This window comes from Pseudomonas sp. P1_F7, assembly GCF_056405655.1.
This window is the reverse complement of the sequence record NZ_JBFUBR010000012.1, coordinates 1-15,158: the sequence shown is the minus strand read 5'-3', so window position 1 is coordinate 15,158 and position 15,158 is coordinate 1. Positions and strand designations below refer to the sequence as shown.

Sequence of the window (15,158 nt, the reverse complement as noted above, 5' to 3'; positions counted from 1 at the left end):
ACTGTTGTCTTGCGACGCTATTGTCTTGCAAGAAAAGCAAAATGGCAGGAACGAGTTCCCGCCAAATTTAGGGGTACAAGAGTCTAAAGAGGATCTTGTCCCCAGTCAAGGCAAGGCCCCGCCCTCCCCGCTCATCCAATCTCGACAAATTGTCTCGATTCGATGAACGGAGTGACCAGGGCCTCACACTCATTTACCGCAGAACTCAGTTACCGCTCGAGTTCAGCGCTTCGGTCAGTGCAGCTTCCACTTCACTGGCGCTTACGCGCAACGGCTTGTCTGCATCACGGCGGCGCTTACGCTCGCTGTGATAAGCCAGACCGGTACCGGCCGGGATCAGACGACCCACGACCACGTTTTCTTTCAGGCCGCGCAGGTAATCGCGCTTGCCGGTTACCGCCGCTTCGGTCAGTACGCGAGTGGTTTCCTGGAAGGAAGCCGCCGAGATGAACGATTCGGTGGACAACGACGCCTTGGTGATACCCAGCAGAACGCGAGTGAACTTGGAGACAAACTTGTCTTCGCCGCTCAGACGCTCGTTCTCTACCAGTACGTGAGTCAATTCCATCTGGTCGCCCTTGATGAAACTGGAATCGCCGGATTCAGCGATCTCAACTTTACGCAGCATCTGACGCAGGATGGTCTCGATGTGCTTGTCGTTGATCTTCACGCCTTGCAGACGGTAAACGTCCTGGATCTCGTTAACGATGTACTTGGCCAGCGCACTCACACCCAGCAGACGCAGGATGTCGTGTGGATCGCTCGGACCGTCGGAGATAACTTCGCCGCGGTTTACCTGTTCGCCTTCGAACACGTTCAGGTGACGCCACTTCGGAATCAGCTCTTCGTACGGATCGGTACCGTCGTTCGGGGTGATAACCAGACGGCGCTTGCCTTTGGTCTCTTTACCGAACGCAATGGTGCCGCTGACCTCAGCCAGAATCGACGCTTCTTTCGGACGACGAGCTTCGAACAAGTCGGCAACACGCGGCAGACCACCGGTGATGTCGCGAGTTTTCGAAGTCTCTTGCGGGATACGAGCGATAACATCACCGATCGCGATCTTCGCACCATCCGCTACACCGACCAGGGCGTTGGCTGGCAGGAAGTACTGAGCGATAACGTCAGTACCTGGCAGCAACAGATCCTTGCCGTTGTCGTCGACCATCTTCACGGCAGGACGGATGTCCTTACCGGCAGCTGGACGATCTTTGGCGTCGAGTACTTCAATGTTGGTCATACCGGTCAATTCGTCAGTCTGACGCTTGATCGTGATGCCTTCTTCCATGCCCACGTAGGTCACGGTACCTTTCATTTCGGTAACGATCGGGTGAGTGTGCGGATCCCACTTGGCCACGATAGCGCCAGCTTCGACCTTGTCACCCTCTTTAACCGAAATCACGGCACCGTACGGCAGCTTGTAACGCTCACGCTCACGACCGAAGTCATCAGCGATGGCCAGCTCACCGGAACGAGACACAGCCACCAGGTGACCATCCACTCGCTCAACGTGCTTCAGGTTATGCAGACGGACGGTACCGCCATTCTTCACCTGAACGCTGTCGGCTGCGGAGGTCCGGCTTGCCGCACCACCGATGTGGAACGTACGCATCGTCAGCTGGGTACCCGGCTCACCGATGGACTGGGCAGCGATAACGCCGACCGCCTCACCGATGTTCACCTGGTGACCACGAGCCAGATCGCGGCCGTAGCACTTGGCGCAAATACCGAAGCGGGTTTCGCAGCTGATCGGCGAACGCACGATCACTTCGTCGATGCTGTTCAGCTCGATGAACTCGACCCACTTCTCGTCTACCAGGGTGCCGGCAGGAACGATGACGTCCTCGGTACCCGGCTTGAATACGTCACGGGCGATAACTCGACCCAATACGCGCTCACCCAGCGGCTCTACAACGTCACCGCCTTCAATGTGCGGAGTCATCAGCAGACCGTGTTCGGTGCCGCAATCGATCTCGGTTACAACCAGATCTTGTGCAACGTCTACCAGACGACGAGTCAGGTAACCGGAGTTAGCCGTTTTCAACGCGGTATCCGCAAGACCCTTACGAGCACCGTGAGTGGAGATGAAGTACTGGAGTACGCTCAAACCTTCACGGAAGTTCGCAGTAATCGGCGTTTCAATGATGGAACCGTCCGGCTTGGCCATCAGGCCACGCATACCGGCCAGCTGACGAATCTGTGCTGCGGAACCCCGCGCACCCGAGTCAGCCATCATGTACATCGAGTTGAAGGATTCCTGATCAACTTCGACGCCATGACGGTCGATGACTTTCTCTTTCGAGAGGTTGGCCATCATCGCCTTGGAAACTTCGTCGTTCGCTTTCGACCAAAGGTCGATCACTTTGTTGTACTTCTCGCCCTGGGTTACCAGGCCGGAGGCGTACTGGCTTTCGATCTCTTTCACTTCATCAGTAGCAGCATTGATGATGCGGGCTTTTTCATCCGGGATAACGAAGTCGTTAACACCGATGGAAACGCCGGAAATGGTCGAATAAGCAAAACCGGTGTACATCAACTGGTCAGCAAAGATCACAGTCTCTTTCAGACCAACCACGCGATAGCACTGGTTGATCAGCTTGGAGATCGCCTTTTTCTTCATCGGCAGGTTGACGACGTCGTACGACAGCCCCTTTGGCACAACCTGGAACAACAGCGCACGGCCGACAGTGGTGTCGACGATACGGGTGTTGCTCACGCTGCCGCCATCACGGTCGTTGACGGTTTCGTTGATCCGGACTTTAACCTTGGCGTGCAGTGCGGCTTCGCCGGCACGGAACACACGGTCAACTTCCTGCAGATCCGCGAACACACGACCTTCGCCCTTGGCGTTGATCGCTTCACGAGTCATGTAGTACAGACCCAATACAACGTCCTGCGACGGAACGATGATTGGCTCACCGTTGGCTGGCGACAGAATGTTGTTGGTCGACATCATCAACGCACGCGCTTCGAGCTGGGCTTCCAGCGTCAGCGGTACGTGCACGGCCATTTGGTCGCCGTCGAAGTCGGCGTTGTACGCGGCGCAGACCAGAGGGTGCAGCTGGATAGCCTTACCTTCGATCAGTACCGGTTCAAACGCCTGGATACCCAGACGGTGAAGGGTCGGTGCACGGTTGAGAAGAACCGGGTGTTCGCGAATCACTTCAGCGAGAACGTCCCAAACCTCTGGCAGCTCGCGCTCGACCATCTTCTTGGCAGCCTTGATGGTGGTAGCGAGACCACGCATTTCAAGCTTGCCGAAAATGAACGGCTTGAACAGCTCGAGAGCCATTTTCTTCGGCAGACCGCACTGGTGCAGACGCAGGGTCGGACCTACGGTAATTACCGAACGGCCAGAGTAGTCAACACGCTTACCGAGCAAGTTCTGACGGAAACGACCCTGCTTACCCTTGATCATGTCAGCCAGGGATTTCAGAGGACGCTTGTTGGAACCGGTGATAGCGCGGCCACGACGACCGTTGTCGAGCAGTGCGTCGACAGCTTCCTGCAACATACGCTTTTCGTTGCGCACGATGATGTCCGGAGCGGACAGATCCAGCAGGCGCTTCAAGCGGTTGTTACGGTTGATCACTCGACGATACAGATCGTTGAGGTCGGAAGTCGCGAAGCGACCGCCATCCAGCGGGACCAGTGGACGCAGATCTGGCGGCAGAACCGGCAGAACGGTCAGCACCATCCACTCTGGCAGGTTGCCGGAACCCTGGAAGGCTTCCATCAACTTCAGACGCTTGGACAGCTTCTTGATCTTGGTTTCGGAGTTGGTTTGCGGAATTTCTTCACGCAGGCGGCCAATCTCGTGTTCCAGGTCGATAGCGTGCAGCAGTTCGCGGACAGCTTCGGCACCCATGCGGGCATCGAAATCGTCGCCGAACTCTTCCAGCGCTTCGAAGTACTGCTCGTCGTTCAGCAGCTGACCTTTTTCAAGGGTGGTCATGCCTGGATCGATAACGACGTAGCTCTCGAAGTAGAGAACGCGCTCGATATCACGCAGGGTCATGTCCATCAGCAAGCCGATACGGGACGGCAGCGATTTCAGGAACCAGATGTGGGCAACTGGCGAGGCCAGTTCGATGTGCGCCATGCGCTCACGACGAACTTTTGCCAGCGCGACTTCAACGCCGCACTTCTCGCAGATCACACCACGGTGCTTCAAGCGCTTGTACTTACCGCACAGGCACTCGTAATCCTTTACCGGGCCAAAGATCTTGGCGCAGAACAGGCCGTCACGCTCAGGTTTGAACGTACGGTAGTTGATGGTTTCCGGCTTTTTAACTTCACCGAACGACCACGAACGGATCATCTCAGGCGATGCCAATCCGATACGGATGGCGTCGAACTCTTCGACTTGACCCTGGTTTTTCAGCAAATTCAGTAGGTCTTTCAAGGCCTTTCCTCCTGGCGGAGCAGAGAGCGGGCAATCCTGCCCCGCTCTCGATTCGCGTCACGTGTTATTCGGTTTCCAGATCGATATCGATGCCGAGGGAACGAATTTCCTTGATCAACACGTTGAAGGACTCGGGCATGCCCGGCTCCATACGGTGATCGCCATCCACGATGTTTTTGTACATCTTGGTACGGCCGTTCACATCGTCCGACTTCACTGTGAGCATTTCTTGCAGAGTGTAAGCGGCACCGTATGCTTCCAGTGCCCAGACCTCCATCTCCCCGAAACGCTGACCACCGAACTGCGCCTTACCACCCAGCGGCTGCTGGGTAACCAGGCTGTACGAACCGGTAGAACGAGCGTGCATCTTGTCGTCTACCAAGTGGTTCAGCTTCAGCATGTACATGTAGCCAACGGTAACCGGGCGCTCGAACTTGTTGCCGGTACGGCCGTCGGTCAGCTGCATCTGGCCGCTTTCTGGCAGGTCCGCCAGTTTCAGCATGGCCTTGATTTCGCTTTCCTTGGCACCGTCGAACACTGGAGTGGCCATTGGAACGCCGCCACGCAGGTTTTGAGCCAGGTCCAGGATTTCCTGGTCCGAGAAGTCATCGAGGCTTTCCTGACGACCGCCGATCTCGTTATAGATCTCGTGCAGGAACTTGCGCAGCTCGGCAACTTTGCGCTGCTCTTCAATCATGCGATTGATCTTCTCGCCCAGACCCTTGGCCGCGAGGCCCAGGTGGGTTTCAAGGATCTGACCGACGTTCATACGCGAAGGTACGCCCAACGGGTTGAGGACAACGTCGACCGGGGTGCCATTGGCATCGTGCGGCATGTCTTCAACCGGCATGATCACGGAGACCACACCTTTGTTACCGTGACGACCGGCCATCTTGTCGCCCGGCTGGATGCGACGACGGATTGCCAGGTAGACCTTGACGATTTTCAGCACGCCTGGAGCCAGGTCATCGCCCTGCTGCAGTTTGCGCTTCTTGTCTTCGAACTTGTCGTCCAGCAGACGGCGACGATCAACGATGTAGGCCTGAGCCTTCTCGAGCTGCTCGTTCAGAGCATCTTCAGCCATGCGCAGTTTGAACCACTGGCCGTGCTCAAGACCGTCGAGGACTTCGTCGGTGATGTCCTGGCCTTTCTTCAGACCGGCGCCGCCTTCGGCTTTGTGGCCGACCAGAGCGGAACGCAGACGTTCGAAAGTAGCACCTTCAACGATACGGAACTCTTCGTTCAGGTCCTTGCGGATCTCGTCCAGCTGGGACTTCTCGATCGACAGGGCACGAGCATCACGCTCAACGCCGTCGCGGGTGAAGACCTGTACGTCGATGACAGTACCCTTGGTACCGGTAGGTACACGCAGGGAAGTGTCTTTAACGTCGCTGGCTTTTTCACCGAAGATCGCACGCAGCAGTTTTTCTTCCGGAGTCAGCTGGGTCTCGCCTTTCGGAGTGACCTTACCAACCAGGATGTCGCCTGCGCCAACTTCAGCACCTACGTAAACGATACCGGCTTCGTCCAGCTTGTTCAGTGCCGCTTCACCCACGTTCGGGATGTCGGCAGTGATTTCCTCTGGCCCAAGCTTGGTGTCACGAGCCACACAGGTCAGTTCCTGGATGTGGATCGTGGTGAAACGGTCTTCCTGAACAACACGCTCGGACAGGCAGATGGAGTCTTCGAAGTTGAAGCCGTTCCATGCCATGAACGCGATGCGCATGTTCTGACCCAGTGCCAGTTCACCCATGTCGGTGGACGGGCCGTCGGCCATGATGTCGCTACGCTGAACCCGATCACCCTTACGCACCAGCGGACGCTGGTTGATGCAGGTGTTCTGGTTGGAGCGGGTGTATTTGGTCAGGTTGTAGATGTCGACACCGGCTTCACCGGTTTCAACTTCGTCATCGGCAACACGAACCACGATACGGCTGGCGTCGACGGAGTCGATCACGCCGCCACGACGAGCCACGACGCAAACGCCGGAGTCACGGGCTACGTTACGCTCCATGCCGGTACCTACCAGCGGCTTGTCAGCGCGCAGGGTTGGTACAGCTTGACGCTGCATGTTCGAACCCATCAACGCACGGTTGGCGTCGTCGTGCTCGAGGAACGGAATCAGCGACGCAGCAACCGAAACTACCTGCTTCGGCGATACGTCCATCAAGGTGACGTCTTCCGGCGCCTTGACGGTGAATTCGTTCAAGTGACGAACAGCTACCAGCTCGTCGATCAGGACTTTCTTGTCGTTCATCGTGGCCGAGGCCTGAGCGATCACGTGATCGGCTTCTTCGATGGCGGACAGGAACACGATCTCGTCGGTGACCAGAGCGTCTTTCACCACACGGTACGGGCTTTCCAGGAAGCCGTACTGGTTGGTGCGCGCATAAGCGGCCAGGGAGTTGATCAGACCGATGTTCGGACCTTCCGGCGTTTCAATCGGGCATACACGACCGTAGTGAGTCGGGTGTACGTCACGCACTTCGAAGCCGGCACGCTCACGAGTCAGACCGCCAGGGCCGAGTGCGGAAACACGACGCTTGTGGGTGATCTCGGACAGCGGGTTGTTCTGGTCCATGAACTGGGACAGCTGGCTGGAACCGAAGAACTCTTTCACCGCCGCAGCCACTGGCTTGGCGTTGATCAGGTCTTGCGGCATCAGGCCTTCGCTTTCAGCCATCGACAGACGCTCTTTGACCGCACGCTCAACACGTACCAGGCCAACGCGGAACTGGTTCTCGGCCATTTCGCCTACGCAGCGAACACGACGGTTACCCAGGTGGTCGATGTCATCGACGATGCCTTTACCGTTACGGATGTCGACCAGGGTCTTCAGTACCGCGACGATGTCTTCCTTGCACAGCACGCCCGAACCTTCGATCTCGGTACGACCGATACGACGGTTGAACTTCATCCGGCCGACCGCAGACAGGTCATAGCGCTCAGGGCTGAAGAACAGGTTGTTGAACAGGGTCTCGGCAGCGTCCTTGGTTGGCGGCTCGCCTGGACGCATCATGCGATAGATCTCGACCAGCGCTTCCAATTGGTTGCTGGTGGAGTCGATCTTCAGGGTGTCGGAGACGAACGGACCGCAGTCGATATCGTTGGTGTACAGAGTTTCGATGCGAACAACCTGAGCCTTGGCGATTTTGGCCAGGATCTCGGTGTTCAGCTCGGTGTTGCACTCTGCCAGGATTTCGCCGGTTGCCGGGTGCACGATGACCTTGGCGGTTGTGCGACCCAGGACGTAGTCCAGAGGCACATCCAGCTCTTTGATCCCGGCTTTTTCCAGCTGGTTGATGTGGCGAGCGGTGATACGACGACCCTGCTCGACAATAACCTTGCCTTTGTCATCCAGAATATCGAGGACAGCGATTTCACCGCGCAGGCGCTGAGGCACCAGCTCCAGGCTCAGGGTCTCGCCCTTCACATGGAATACGTTGGTGGTATAGAACGCGTCCAGCACTTCTTCAGTGGTATAGCCCAGCGCGCGTAGCAGTACCGATGCAGGCAGCTTGCGACGACGGTCGATACGCACGAATACGCAGTCTTTCGGGTCGAACTCGAAGTCCAGCCACGAACCGCGGTAAGGAATGATGCGCGCGGAGTACAGCAGTTTACCGGAGCTGTGCGTCTTGCCACGGTCGTGGTCGAAGAACACGCCCGGGGAACGGTGCAGCTGGGAAACGATTACACGCTCGGTACCGTTGATTACGAAGGTACCGTTTTCAGTCATCAGGGGGATTTCACCCATGTAGACTTCTTGCTCTTTGATGTCCTTGATCGCTTTGTTCGACGACTCTTTGTCGAAAATGATCAGGCGCACTTTTACCCGCAAAGGTACGGCGTAAGTTACACCGCGCAATACGCATTCTTTGACATCAAATGCCGGTTCGCCCAGGCGATAACCGACGTACTCCAGCGCAGCATTGCCGGAGTAGCTGATGATCGGGAAAACGGATTTGAAGGCCGCATGCAGGCCCACGTCGCGGAACTGATCTTTAGTCGCTCCCGCTTGCAAGAATTCACGATACGAATCCAGCTGGATGGCCAGGAGGTACGGCACATCCATGACGTCCGGCAACTTGCTAAAGTCCTTGCGGATACGTTTTTTCTCAGTATATGAGTAAGCCATCAGCGTTCCCCAGCTTGGTCACCTGCTTGTTTGGCCCCTCCCGACGGGAGCAGCCAGAAAATCGTGCAAACCCCATGGTTTGCGCCACCGCATCGGGTGGTTACAGCACGTTATCGGCACCGACCCAGTCGGCTGCCAATAACGGAAAAAGGCCGGTGGCAAGAGCCACCAGCCATCAGCCTGTCGCTTAACGCTCGGGCTGGAGGAGCAAAGTCGATGCTTACTTCAGCTCGACTTTAGCGCCTGCTTCTTCCAGAGCTGCTTTGGCTTTGTCGCCTGCATCTTTGGTCACTGCTTCCAGAACCATGGCAGGAGCGCCGTCAACTACAGCCTTGGCTTCTTTCAGGCCCAGACCGGTCAGTTCACGTACTGCCTTGATCACGTTAACTTTCTTCTCGCCAGCTTCCAGCAGCATGACGTTGAATTCAGTTTGCTCTTCAACAACAGCGGCAGCAGCAGCTGGACCAGCCGATGCAGCAGCAGCGGTAACACCGAATTTTTCTTCGAAAGCTTTGATCAGCTCAACAACTTCCATTACGGACATGTTGCCAACTGCTTCAAGGATATCGTTCTGAGAGATAGACATGAATCTAATTCCTGATATTGGGGACGGCCTACGCGACCATCGAAAAAAACAAAAAACGCGAGAAGTTGACGAGCCTTAGGCTGCAGCAGCTTCTTTCTGGTCGCGAATTGCCGCCAGAGTACGAGCCAACTTGCTGGTAGCGCCTTGAATCACGCTCATCAGCTGAGAAATTGCTTCGTCACGGGTCGGCAGAGTTGCCAGTACGTCGATTTGGTTAGCTGCGAGGAACTTGCCCTCGAACGCAGCTGCCTTGATCTCGAACTTGTCCTGACCCTTTGCGAATTCCTTGAAGATCCGGGCAGCAGCGCCTGGATGTTCTTTGGAGAACGCAATCAGGGTAGGGCCAGTGAACACGTCGTTGAGGACACTGAATTCAGTGTCAGCAACAGCGCGCTTGAGCAGGGTGTTACGTACAACACGTACGTAAACGCCAGCTTCACGAGCCTCTTTACGGAGTCCGGTCATCGCGCCTACTGTTACGCCACGGGCATCAGCCACGACAGCGGACAGAGCGACTTTGGCAGCCTCGTTGACTTCAGCGACGATGGCCTTCTTGTCTTCGAGTTTAATTGCCACGGGTTTAACTCCTGCTTGTTACCGTTTCATCTGGTCGAAACCGGATGTCGTTTTGGTGTCTGATTCGGTAAGGAACCGGGAGCACCATCTGCGTAGGCTTGAGGTTTAAGACTTGCGTCGCCTACGGTCTTGGATAGCCCCCGCCAGGCAGGGACCCCAATTTTTCAATTGGCGCAATCGCTTGCGCCAATCTGTGTCTTACGCGTCGAGCGAGCTTTGGTCGATGACCAGACCTGGGCCCATAGTGGTGCTCAGGGTAACGCGCTTGACGTAAATACCTTTCGAGGAAGCTGGCTTGATACGCTTCAGATCAGCGATCAGGGCTTCAACGTTTTCCTTCAGCTTGACGGCATCGAAGCCGATCTTGCCAACGGAAGTGTGGATGATGCCGTTTTTGTCGGTGCGATAACGAACCTGACCAGCCTTGGCGTTTTTAACCGCGGTAGCTACGTCTGGAGTTACGGTGCCGACTTTAGGGTTAGGCATCAGGCCACGTGGACCGAGGATCTGACCCAACTGACCTACAACGCGCATTGCATCCGGGGATGCGATCACTACGTCATAGTTCAGGTCGCCGCCTTTCATTTCGGCAGCCAGGTCGTCCATGCCTACACGGTCAGCGCCGGCAGCCAGAGCGGCTTCAGCAGCTGGACCTTGAGTGAACACAGCAACGCGAACGGTCTTGCCAGTGCCGTGTGGCAGCACGGTAGCGCTACGAACGACCTGGTCGGATTTACGCGGGTCAACACCCAGGTTTACAGCTACGTCGAACGACTCGCTGAACTTGACAGTCGACAGCTCAGCCAGCAGGGCAGCGGCGTCTACAAAGTTGTAGGCCTTGCCTGCTTCGATTTTGCCGGCGATAGCCTTTTGACGCTTGGTCAGCTTAGCCATTACACACCCTCCACGTTAAGGCCCATGCTACGAGCAGAACCGGCGATAGTACGCACGGCTGCTTCCATATCAGCTGCAGTCAGATCCGCGTTTTTGGTTTTCGCGATTTCTTCCAGCTGTGCACGAGTCACGGTGCCAACCTTAACGGTGTTCGGACGAGCGGAACCGCTGGTCAGACCGGCCGCCTTCTTCAGCAGAACCGAAGCAGGGGTGGATTTGGTTTCGAAAGTGAAGCTACGGTCGCTGTAGACAGTGATGATCACTGGAGTCGGCAGACCTGGCTCAAGACCCTGAGTACGGGCGTTGAAAGCCTTGCAGAATTCCATGATGTTCACGCCGTGCTGACCCAGAGCAGGACCAACAGGTGGGCTTGGGTTAGCCTGAGCGGCCTTCACTTGCAGCTTGATGTAAGCGGTAATCTTCTTGGCCATGAGGCACTCCAATTACGGGTTCGAACGCCTCGAGAGGCTCCCCGGTTACTTGCGCGTTTATCCCAGTGACGACAAAACCCCACAGCCTACGGCTGCGGGGTTGGGATTTTTGTTCAACTAGACCTTTTCGACCTGGCTGAACTCGAGCTCCACCGGAGTAGAGCGACCGAAAATGAGCACTGCGACCTGGATCCGGCTCTTTTCGTAGTTAACTTCTTCAACAACACCGGTAAAGTCTGCGAACGGACCGTCATTGACACGCACCGACTCACCCGGCTCGAACAACGTCTTCGGCTTCGGTTTGTCGCTGCCATCGGCAACGCGGCGCAGAATCGCTTCTGCTTCTTTATCGGTGATTGGCGCAGGCTTGTCGGCAGTACCGCCGATGAAACCCATCACCCGAGGAGTGTCCTTGACCAAGTGCCAAGTACCCTCATTCATATCCATCTGCACCAGCACATAGCCAGGGAAGAATTTGCGTTCGCTTTTGCGCTTCTGGCCATTGCGCATTTCAACCACTTCTTCAGTGGGAACCAGAATCTCGCCGAAGCCATCTTCCATACCGGCCAGCTTTACGCGCTCGATCAGCGAGCGCATTACATGCTTCTCGTAACCGGAGTAAGCATGCACAACATACCAACGCTTAGCCACGGGACACCCTTAGCCGACGATCAAGGAAACAAGCCAGCCGAGCAGGGAATCAAGCCCCCACAACAGCAACGCCATAACCAGGACAACAGCCACAACGATCAACGTGGTCTGCGTGGTTTCTTGGCGAGTTGGCCAAACGACTTTACGAATTTCGGTGCGCGCTTCCTTAACCAGTACAAAGAAAGACTTGCCCTTGACCGTCTGCAGGCCTACAAAGGCAGCTACGGCAGCAATGGCAAGCAATGCGAGTACGCGGTACAGGATCGGCGAAGCAGAAAAGTACTGATTGCCAACAACGCCAACAACCACCAGAGCGACTACTACAAGCCACTTGAGGAGGTCGAAACGAGAGCCTTGAGCTTCAGCTTTAGGAGTCATCTATGAAGATCCTGTGAAAAGAAAGCCAGACACACCGAGTGAATCTGGCAGGTCAGGAGGGAATCGAACCCCCAACCTACGGTTTTGGAGACCGTCGCTCTGCCAATTGAGCTACTGACCTAAAACAAAATCAGGCCGACCATTATGCCGACCCGAAAAAGACTTTACAACACTTACCAGGCAACCTTGGCTGCAACACCGGCATTCACGACACCGGCAACCTTCAGAAACACCATCAGGCGCAACCACTACCACCTAAAACAAAGGCAGATATTTTCATATCTGCCTTGTTATATGGAGCTCTTGAGCGGATTTGAACCGCTGACCTCACCCTTACCAAGGGTGTGCTCTACCAACTGAGCTACAAGAGCGTAACACTGTGCAAAACCTGTAAACTTGGAGCGGGTAGCGGGAATCGAACCCGCATCATCAGCTTGGAAGGCTGAGGTTCTACCACTAAACTATACCCGCGAGGCTTACAGCTCTCGCTAAAAATGGTGGAGGGGGAAGGATTCGAACCTTCGAAGTCGTAGACGTCAGATTTACAGTCTGATCCCTTTGGCCGCTCGGGAACCCCTCCTAAGCGAGCCGGCATTCTACATCATGCCAGCCTTCTGTCAAGCATTTTTCTCATTAAAAACCTGAGCTTAGCTGCGTTGACCTTGCTTCACACCGTTAACCGTTTCCGGTGTTCGCTGTGGAGCGGGCGCCATTCTATGCAAACTATTCGGTGGGTGCAACCCCCTCGCACGGCATTATTTTATGTTTTAACTCATTGAATTCTTTAGAAAGGTTTTGCAGCTGCAAATCGTCCAGCCGACGCCGGCTTTCCGGTGCGATACGCACCCAATACCCTGCCCCTTCAGCCGCAGCTTTCGGCAGGGGCTGAAACTTGACCTCCATCCCGCTCAAACGACGCTCAACCGCCTGCGCGGCCTCCTGGCGCGTATAGCCGCCCAGATAAAGACAGCCATTGTCTGTCGTGACAGCTTTACCCTTGTCCCTGGATACGTCACTTGCTTCGCTCAACAAGCGGATATCTTGTTGAGACCCGCGATAGAGACTCAAAGGCGTGACATCCTTCGCGCGCAGAGGAGCCTCTTGTTGATGCCAGATGTAGTAGAAGCCATTGAGGACAAGCAGCAGCAGAAACAACCAACGCATAAAAACCTCAGGACAAGGGACAGGCCATGGCCAATCCGACAAACACCAAGTCCGGAACAACCCTGGCCTGAGGCACGACCTCAGCAACCAGGCTCGCATCCCCCCCGGTGAGGAACACGACAAAGTCCTCCCCCCAGTAACTTCGCGCCAATTCGAGCTGGGTCAGCACGAAGCCGCGCAACATCAACAGACAGCCACGCTCTACAGCCTCGACAGTCGCGCGACCAGGAACAAGACTTTCCTGAGCCTGCTCGGCCGCCAGATCCCCATAACGAATTTTGCGGGTATGGGTTCGCAACTGGTTGCGCATCAACGGCATCCCCGGACAGATGAAACCACCCAGGTGCTCTCCATCCCCCGCGATAAAATCAGCGGTCACGGCCGTACCGAAATCGAGCACCAGGCACGCACCTGAAGCCAGATGAAAGCCTCCGAGCATTGCGAGCCACCGATCCAGCCCCAGCCGCTCAAACTCGTCATACCCATTGCGCACGCCTGACATTTCGCGCGCAGGCGTTGCACACACAACCGGCACATCAAAGGTATCGCCGAGCAAAGACGTCAGCGCAGCGGTTTCCTCCGCGGTCCTGACGCTCACCAACCGGCAAAACGTGAGGGCAAGCCCCTTGAGCGCCCCCAACCCCTCCAGCAATCCAGGATTGGAATCGACGACCCCTTCACCCAGCACCTGCCCCGCATTAGCGGCAAGCACACGCCACTTGATGAAACTATTCCCACAATCGAGCTCAAGAATCATCACGCAACCTCAGGCTCAACTCACCACCACTGAAGACTTTCTCCACACCATCCACCTTCAGGCGCAAAGCGCCCTGGCCATCAATACCAAGCACTTCACCATCAATTTGATTGACGCCGGCAATCAACGACACGCTTCGCCCCTGCCACAGGTGATTTTGCTCCCACTCCGACTGGATGGCCAAAAAACCACCCGCCTGGTGACGAGCCAGGTATCGCTGCAGCATCTCCCCCAGCATCGCAACCAATTGGTTGCGATCAAACAATTTGCCCGACTCGAGCCGCAGGGATGTCCACTGCTGGTCCACCTCATCAGCGGACTGCATGTTCACATTGATTCCCACCCCTAGGACCACGTGGCACACATCAGCAGGATCACCAACCAACTCGAGCAGTATTCCCGCGATCTTTTTCTGACCTACAAGGACATCGTTAGGCCATTTCAAGCCAGCGGCTGCAATACCGAGCTCACGCAACGTCTGCAAGACAGCGAGTCCAACGACGAGACTCAAGCCCTCCAGCTGACGCATCCCACCATCAATGCGTAGCACCAGGCTGTAATAGACGTTTTCTGCGAATGGACTGACCCACTTGCGACCACGTCGCCCGCGTCCGGCTGTCTGCCGCTCCGAAAGCACCACAAACGGTGCCGCCTGCCCCCGCTCGATAGCGCGCAGTGCCTCGGCATTCGTGGAGTCGATTGAATCGTAAACCTGGACGGGCCAGGCGCAAGAATGCGCCTGAGCGCTTATCTCGGCAGGATCGAGCAGCGCTAATGGCGCGGACAATTGATAGCCGCGTCCACGAACCTTATGAATAGACAAACCCAGCTCAGCTTCCAAATGCTGAAGCTGCTTCCACACAGCGCTACGACTGACGCCAAGGGCAGCGCCCAATGCTTGACCCGAATGGAATCGGCCATCTTTAAGAAGCTTTAACAACGTCAGCATGCAGGTCTCGCCTCACAATGAGGCCCGCATGATATCCACGCACCGAGCGATTGCATAGAAATCCAGTAGCCATGGCTTTTCTGCGGACAAAAACAAAACCCCAACTGCTTTCGCAATTGGGGTTTCGGAATTTAATCTTGACGATGACCTACTCTCACATGGGGAAACCCCACACTACCATCGGCGATGCATCGTTTCACTGCTGAGTTCGGGATGGGATCAGGTGGTT

The 15,158-nt window shown here is 56.0% G+C and carries 11 protein-coding genes, 4 tRNA genes and 1 rRNA gene; all 16 read right to left on the bottom strand.

Translation table 11 applies throughout. The features are described 5' to 3' along the window. Window positions 1–205: 205 nt before the first annotated feature. The gene (gene rpoC / locus AC1D1M_RS17990) at window positions 206–4,405 is read right to left on the bottom strand and encodes a DNA-directed RNA polymerase subunit beta' (RefSeq protein WP_056728978.1); all 4,200 of its coding nucleotides are present in this window, start codon (window positions 4,403–4,405) and stop codon (window positions 206–208) included. Between the two features lie 64 nt (window positions 4,406–4,469). After that, window positions 4,470–8,543: a DNA-directed RNA polymerase subunit beta gene (gene rpoB, locus AC1D1M_RS17985; protein ID WP_108218341.1), complete on the bottom strand. Its 4,074-nt coding sequence runs from the start codon at window positions 8,541–8,543 to the stop codon at window positions 4,470–4,472. 220 nt (window positions 8,544–8,763) lie between these two features. After that, a complete protein-coding gene (gene rplL / locus AC1D1M_RS17980) occupies window positions 8,764–9,129 on the bottom strand; it encodes a 50S ribosomal protein L7/L12 (protein WP_095059512.1) in 366 nt (121 codons plus the stop codon). 75 nt (window positions 9,130–9,204) lie between these two features. After that, window positions 9,205–9,705 carry a 50S ribosomal protein L10 gene (gene rplJ, locus AC1D1M_RS17975; protein ID WP_007970413.1) on the bottom strand — a complete coding sequence of 167 codons (501 nt, stop codon included), beginning with the start codon at window positions 9,703–9,705 and terminating at the stop codon, window positions 9,205–9,207. Between the two features lie 198 nt (window positions 9,706–9,903). Further along, on the bottom strand, window positions 9,904–10,599 hold the full coding sequence (gene rplA / locus AC1D1M_RS17970; protein ID WP_003186095.1) for a 50S ribosomal protein L1: 696 nt from the start codon (window positions 10,597–10,599) through the stop codon (window positions 9,904–9,906). Next, window positions 10,599–11,030, bottom strand: a complete 432-nt coding sequence (gene rplK / locus AC1D1M_RS17965; protein ID WP_007933726.1) for a 50S ribosomal protein L11 — start codon at window positions 11,028–11,030, stop codon at window positions 10,599–10,601. The genes rplA and rplK overlap by 1 nt, the downstream gene beginning before the upstream one ends. A 117-nt stretch (window positions 11,031–11,147) precedes the next feature. Beyond that, entirely contained in the window at window positions 11,148–11,681 is a 534-nt protein-coding gene (gene nusG, locus AC1D1M_RS17960; protein ID WP_007984405.1) for a transcription termination/antitermination protein NusG, read from the bottom strand. A gap of 9 nt (window positions 11,682–11,690) precedes the next feature. After that, entirely contained in the window at window positions 11,691–12,059 is a 369-nt protein-coding gene (gene secE / locus AC1D1M_RS17955; protein ID WP_007984402.1) for a preprotein translocase subunit SecE, read from the bottom strand. 45 nt (window positions 12,060–12,104) lie between these two features. Further along, a tRNA-Trp gene (locus AC1D1M_RS17950) sits at window positions 12,105–12,180 on the bottom strand. A 174-nt stretch (window positions 12,181–12,354) separates the two neighbouring features. Further along, window positions 12,355–12,430: transfer RNA gene (locus AC1D1M_RS17945), tRNA-Thr, on the bottom strand. Window positions 12,431–12,456: 26 nt separating this feature from the next. Continuing rightward, window positions 12,457–12,530, bottom strand: a tRNA-Gly gene (locus AC1D1M_RS17940). A gap of 24 nt (window positions 12,531–12,554) precedes the next feature. Further along, window positions 12,555–12,639, bottom strand: a tRNA-Tyr gene (locus AC1D1M_RS17935). A gap of 143 nt (window positions 12,640–12,782) precedes the next feature. Further along, the gene (locus tag AC1D1M_RS17930) at window positions 12,783–13,223 is read right to left on the bottom strand and encodes a hypothetical protein (RefSeq protein WP_477776698.1); all 441 of its coding nucleotides are present in this window, start codon (window positions 13,221–13,223) and stop codon (window positions 12,783–12,785) included. Between the two features lie 7 nt (window positions 13,224–13,230). Continuing rightward, window positions 13,231–13,980 carry a pantothenate kinase gene (locus AC1D1M_RS17925; RefSeq protein WP_477776697.1) on the bottom strand — a complete coding sequence of 250 codons (750 nt, stop codon included), beginning with the start codon at window positions 13,978–13,980 and terminating at the stop codon, window positions 13,231–13,233. Next, window positions 13,970–14,929, bottom strand: a complete 960-nt coding sequence (gene birA, locus AC1D1M_RS17920; RefSeq protein WP_046041607.1) for a bifunctional biotin--[acetyl-CoA-carboxylase] ligase/biotin operon repressor BirA — start codon at window positions 14,927–14,929, stop codon at window positions 13,970–13,972. Before birA ends, AC1D1M_RS17925 begins: the two co-directional genes overlap by 11 nt. Before the next feature lie 135 nt (window positions 14,930–15,064). Beyond that, window positions 15,065–15,158, bottom strand: a 5S ribosomal RNA gene (gene rrf, locus AC1D1M_RS17915); the annotation flags it as partial.

Coding starts and splice junctions, on each gene's coding strand:
- rplK (WP_007933726.1), bottom strand. CDS start 11,030: ATGGCCAAGAAGATTACCGCTTACATCAAGCTGCAAGTGAAGGCCGCT.
- rplA (WP_003186095.1), bottom strand. CDS start 10,599: ATGGCTAAGCTGACCAAGCGTCAAAAGGCTATCGCCGGCAAAATCGAA.
- AC1D1M_RS17925 (WP_477776697.1), bottom strand. CDS start 13,980: ATGATTCTTGAGCTCGATTGTGGGAATAGTTTCATCAAGTGGCGTGTG.
- secE (WP_007984402.1), bottom strand. CDS start 12,059: ATGACTCCTAAAGCTGAAGCTCAAGGCTCTCGTTTCGACCTCCTCAAG.
- rpoB (WP_108218341.1), bottom strand. CDS start 8,543: ATGGCTTACTCATATACTGAGAAAAAACGTATCCGCAAGGACTTTAGC.
- rplL (WP_095059512.1), bottom strand. CDS start 9,129: ATGTCTATCTCTCAGAACGATATCCTTGAAGCAGTTGGCAACATGTCC.
- AC1D1M_RS17930 (WP_477776698.1), bottom strand. CDS start 13,223: ATGCGTTGGTTGTTTCTGCTGCTGCTTGTCCTCAATGGCTTCTACTAC.
- birA (WP_046041607.1), bottom strand. CDS start 14,929: ATGCTGACGTTGTTAAAGCTTCTTAAAGATGGCCGATTCCATTCGGGT.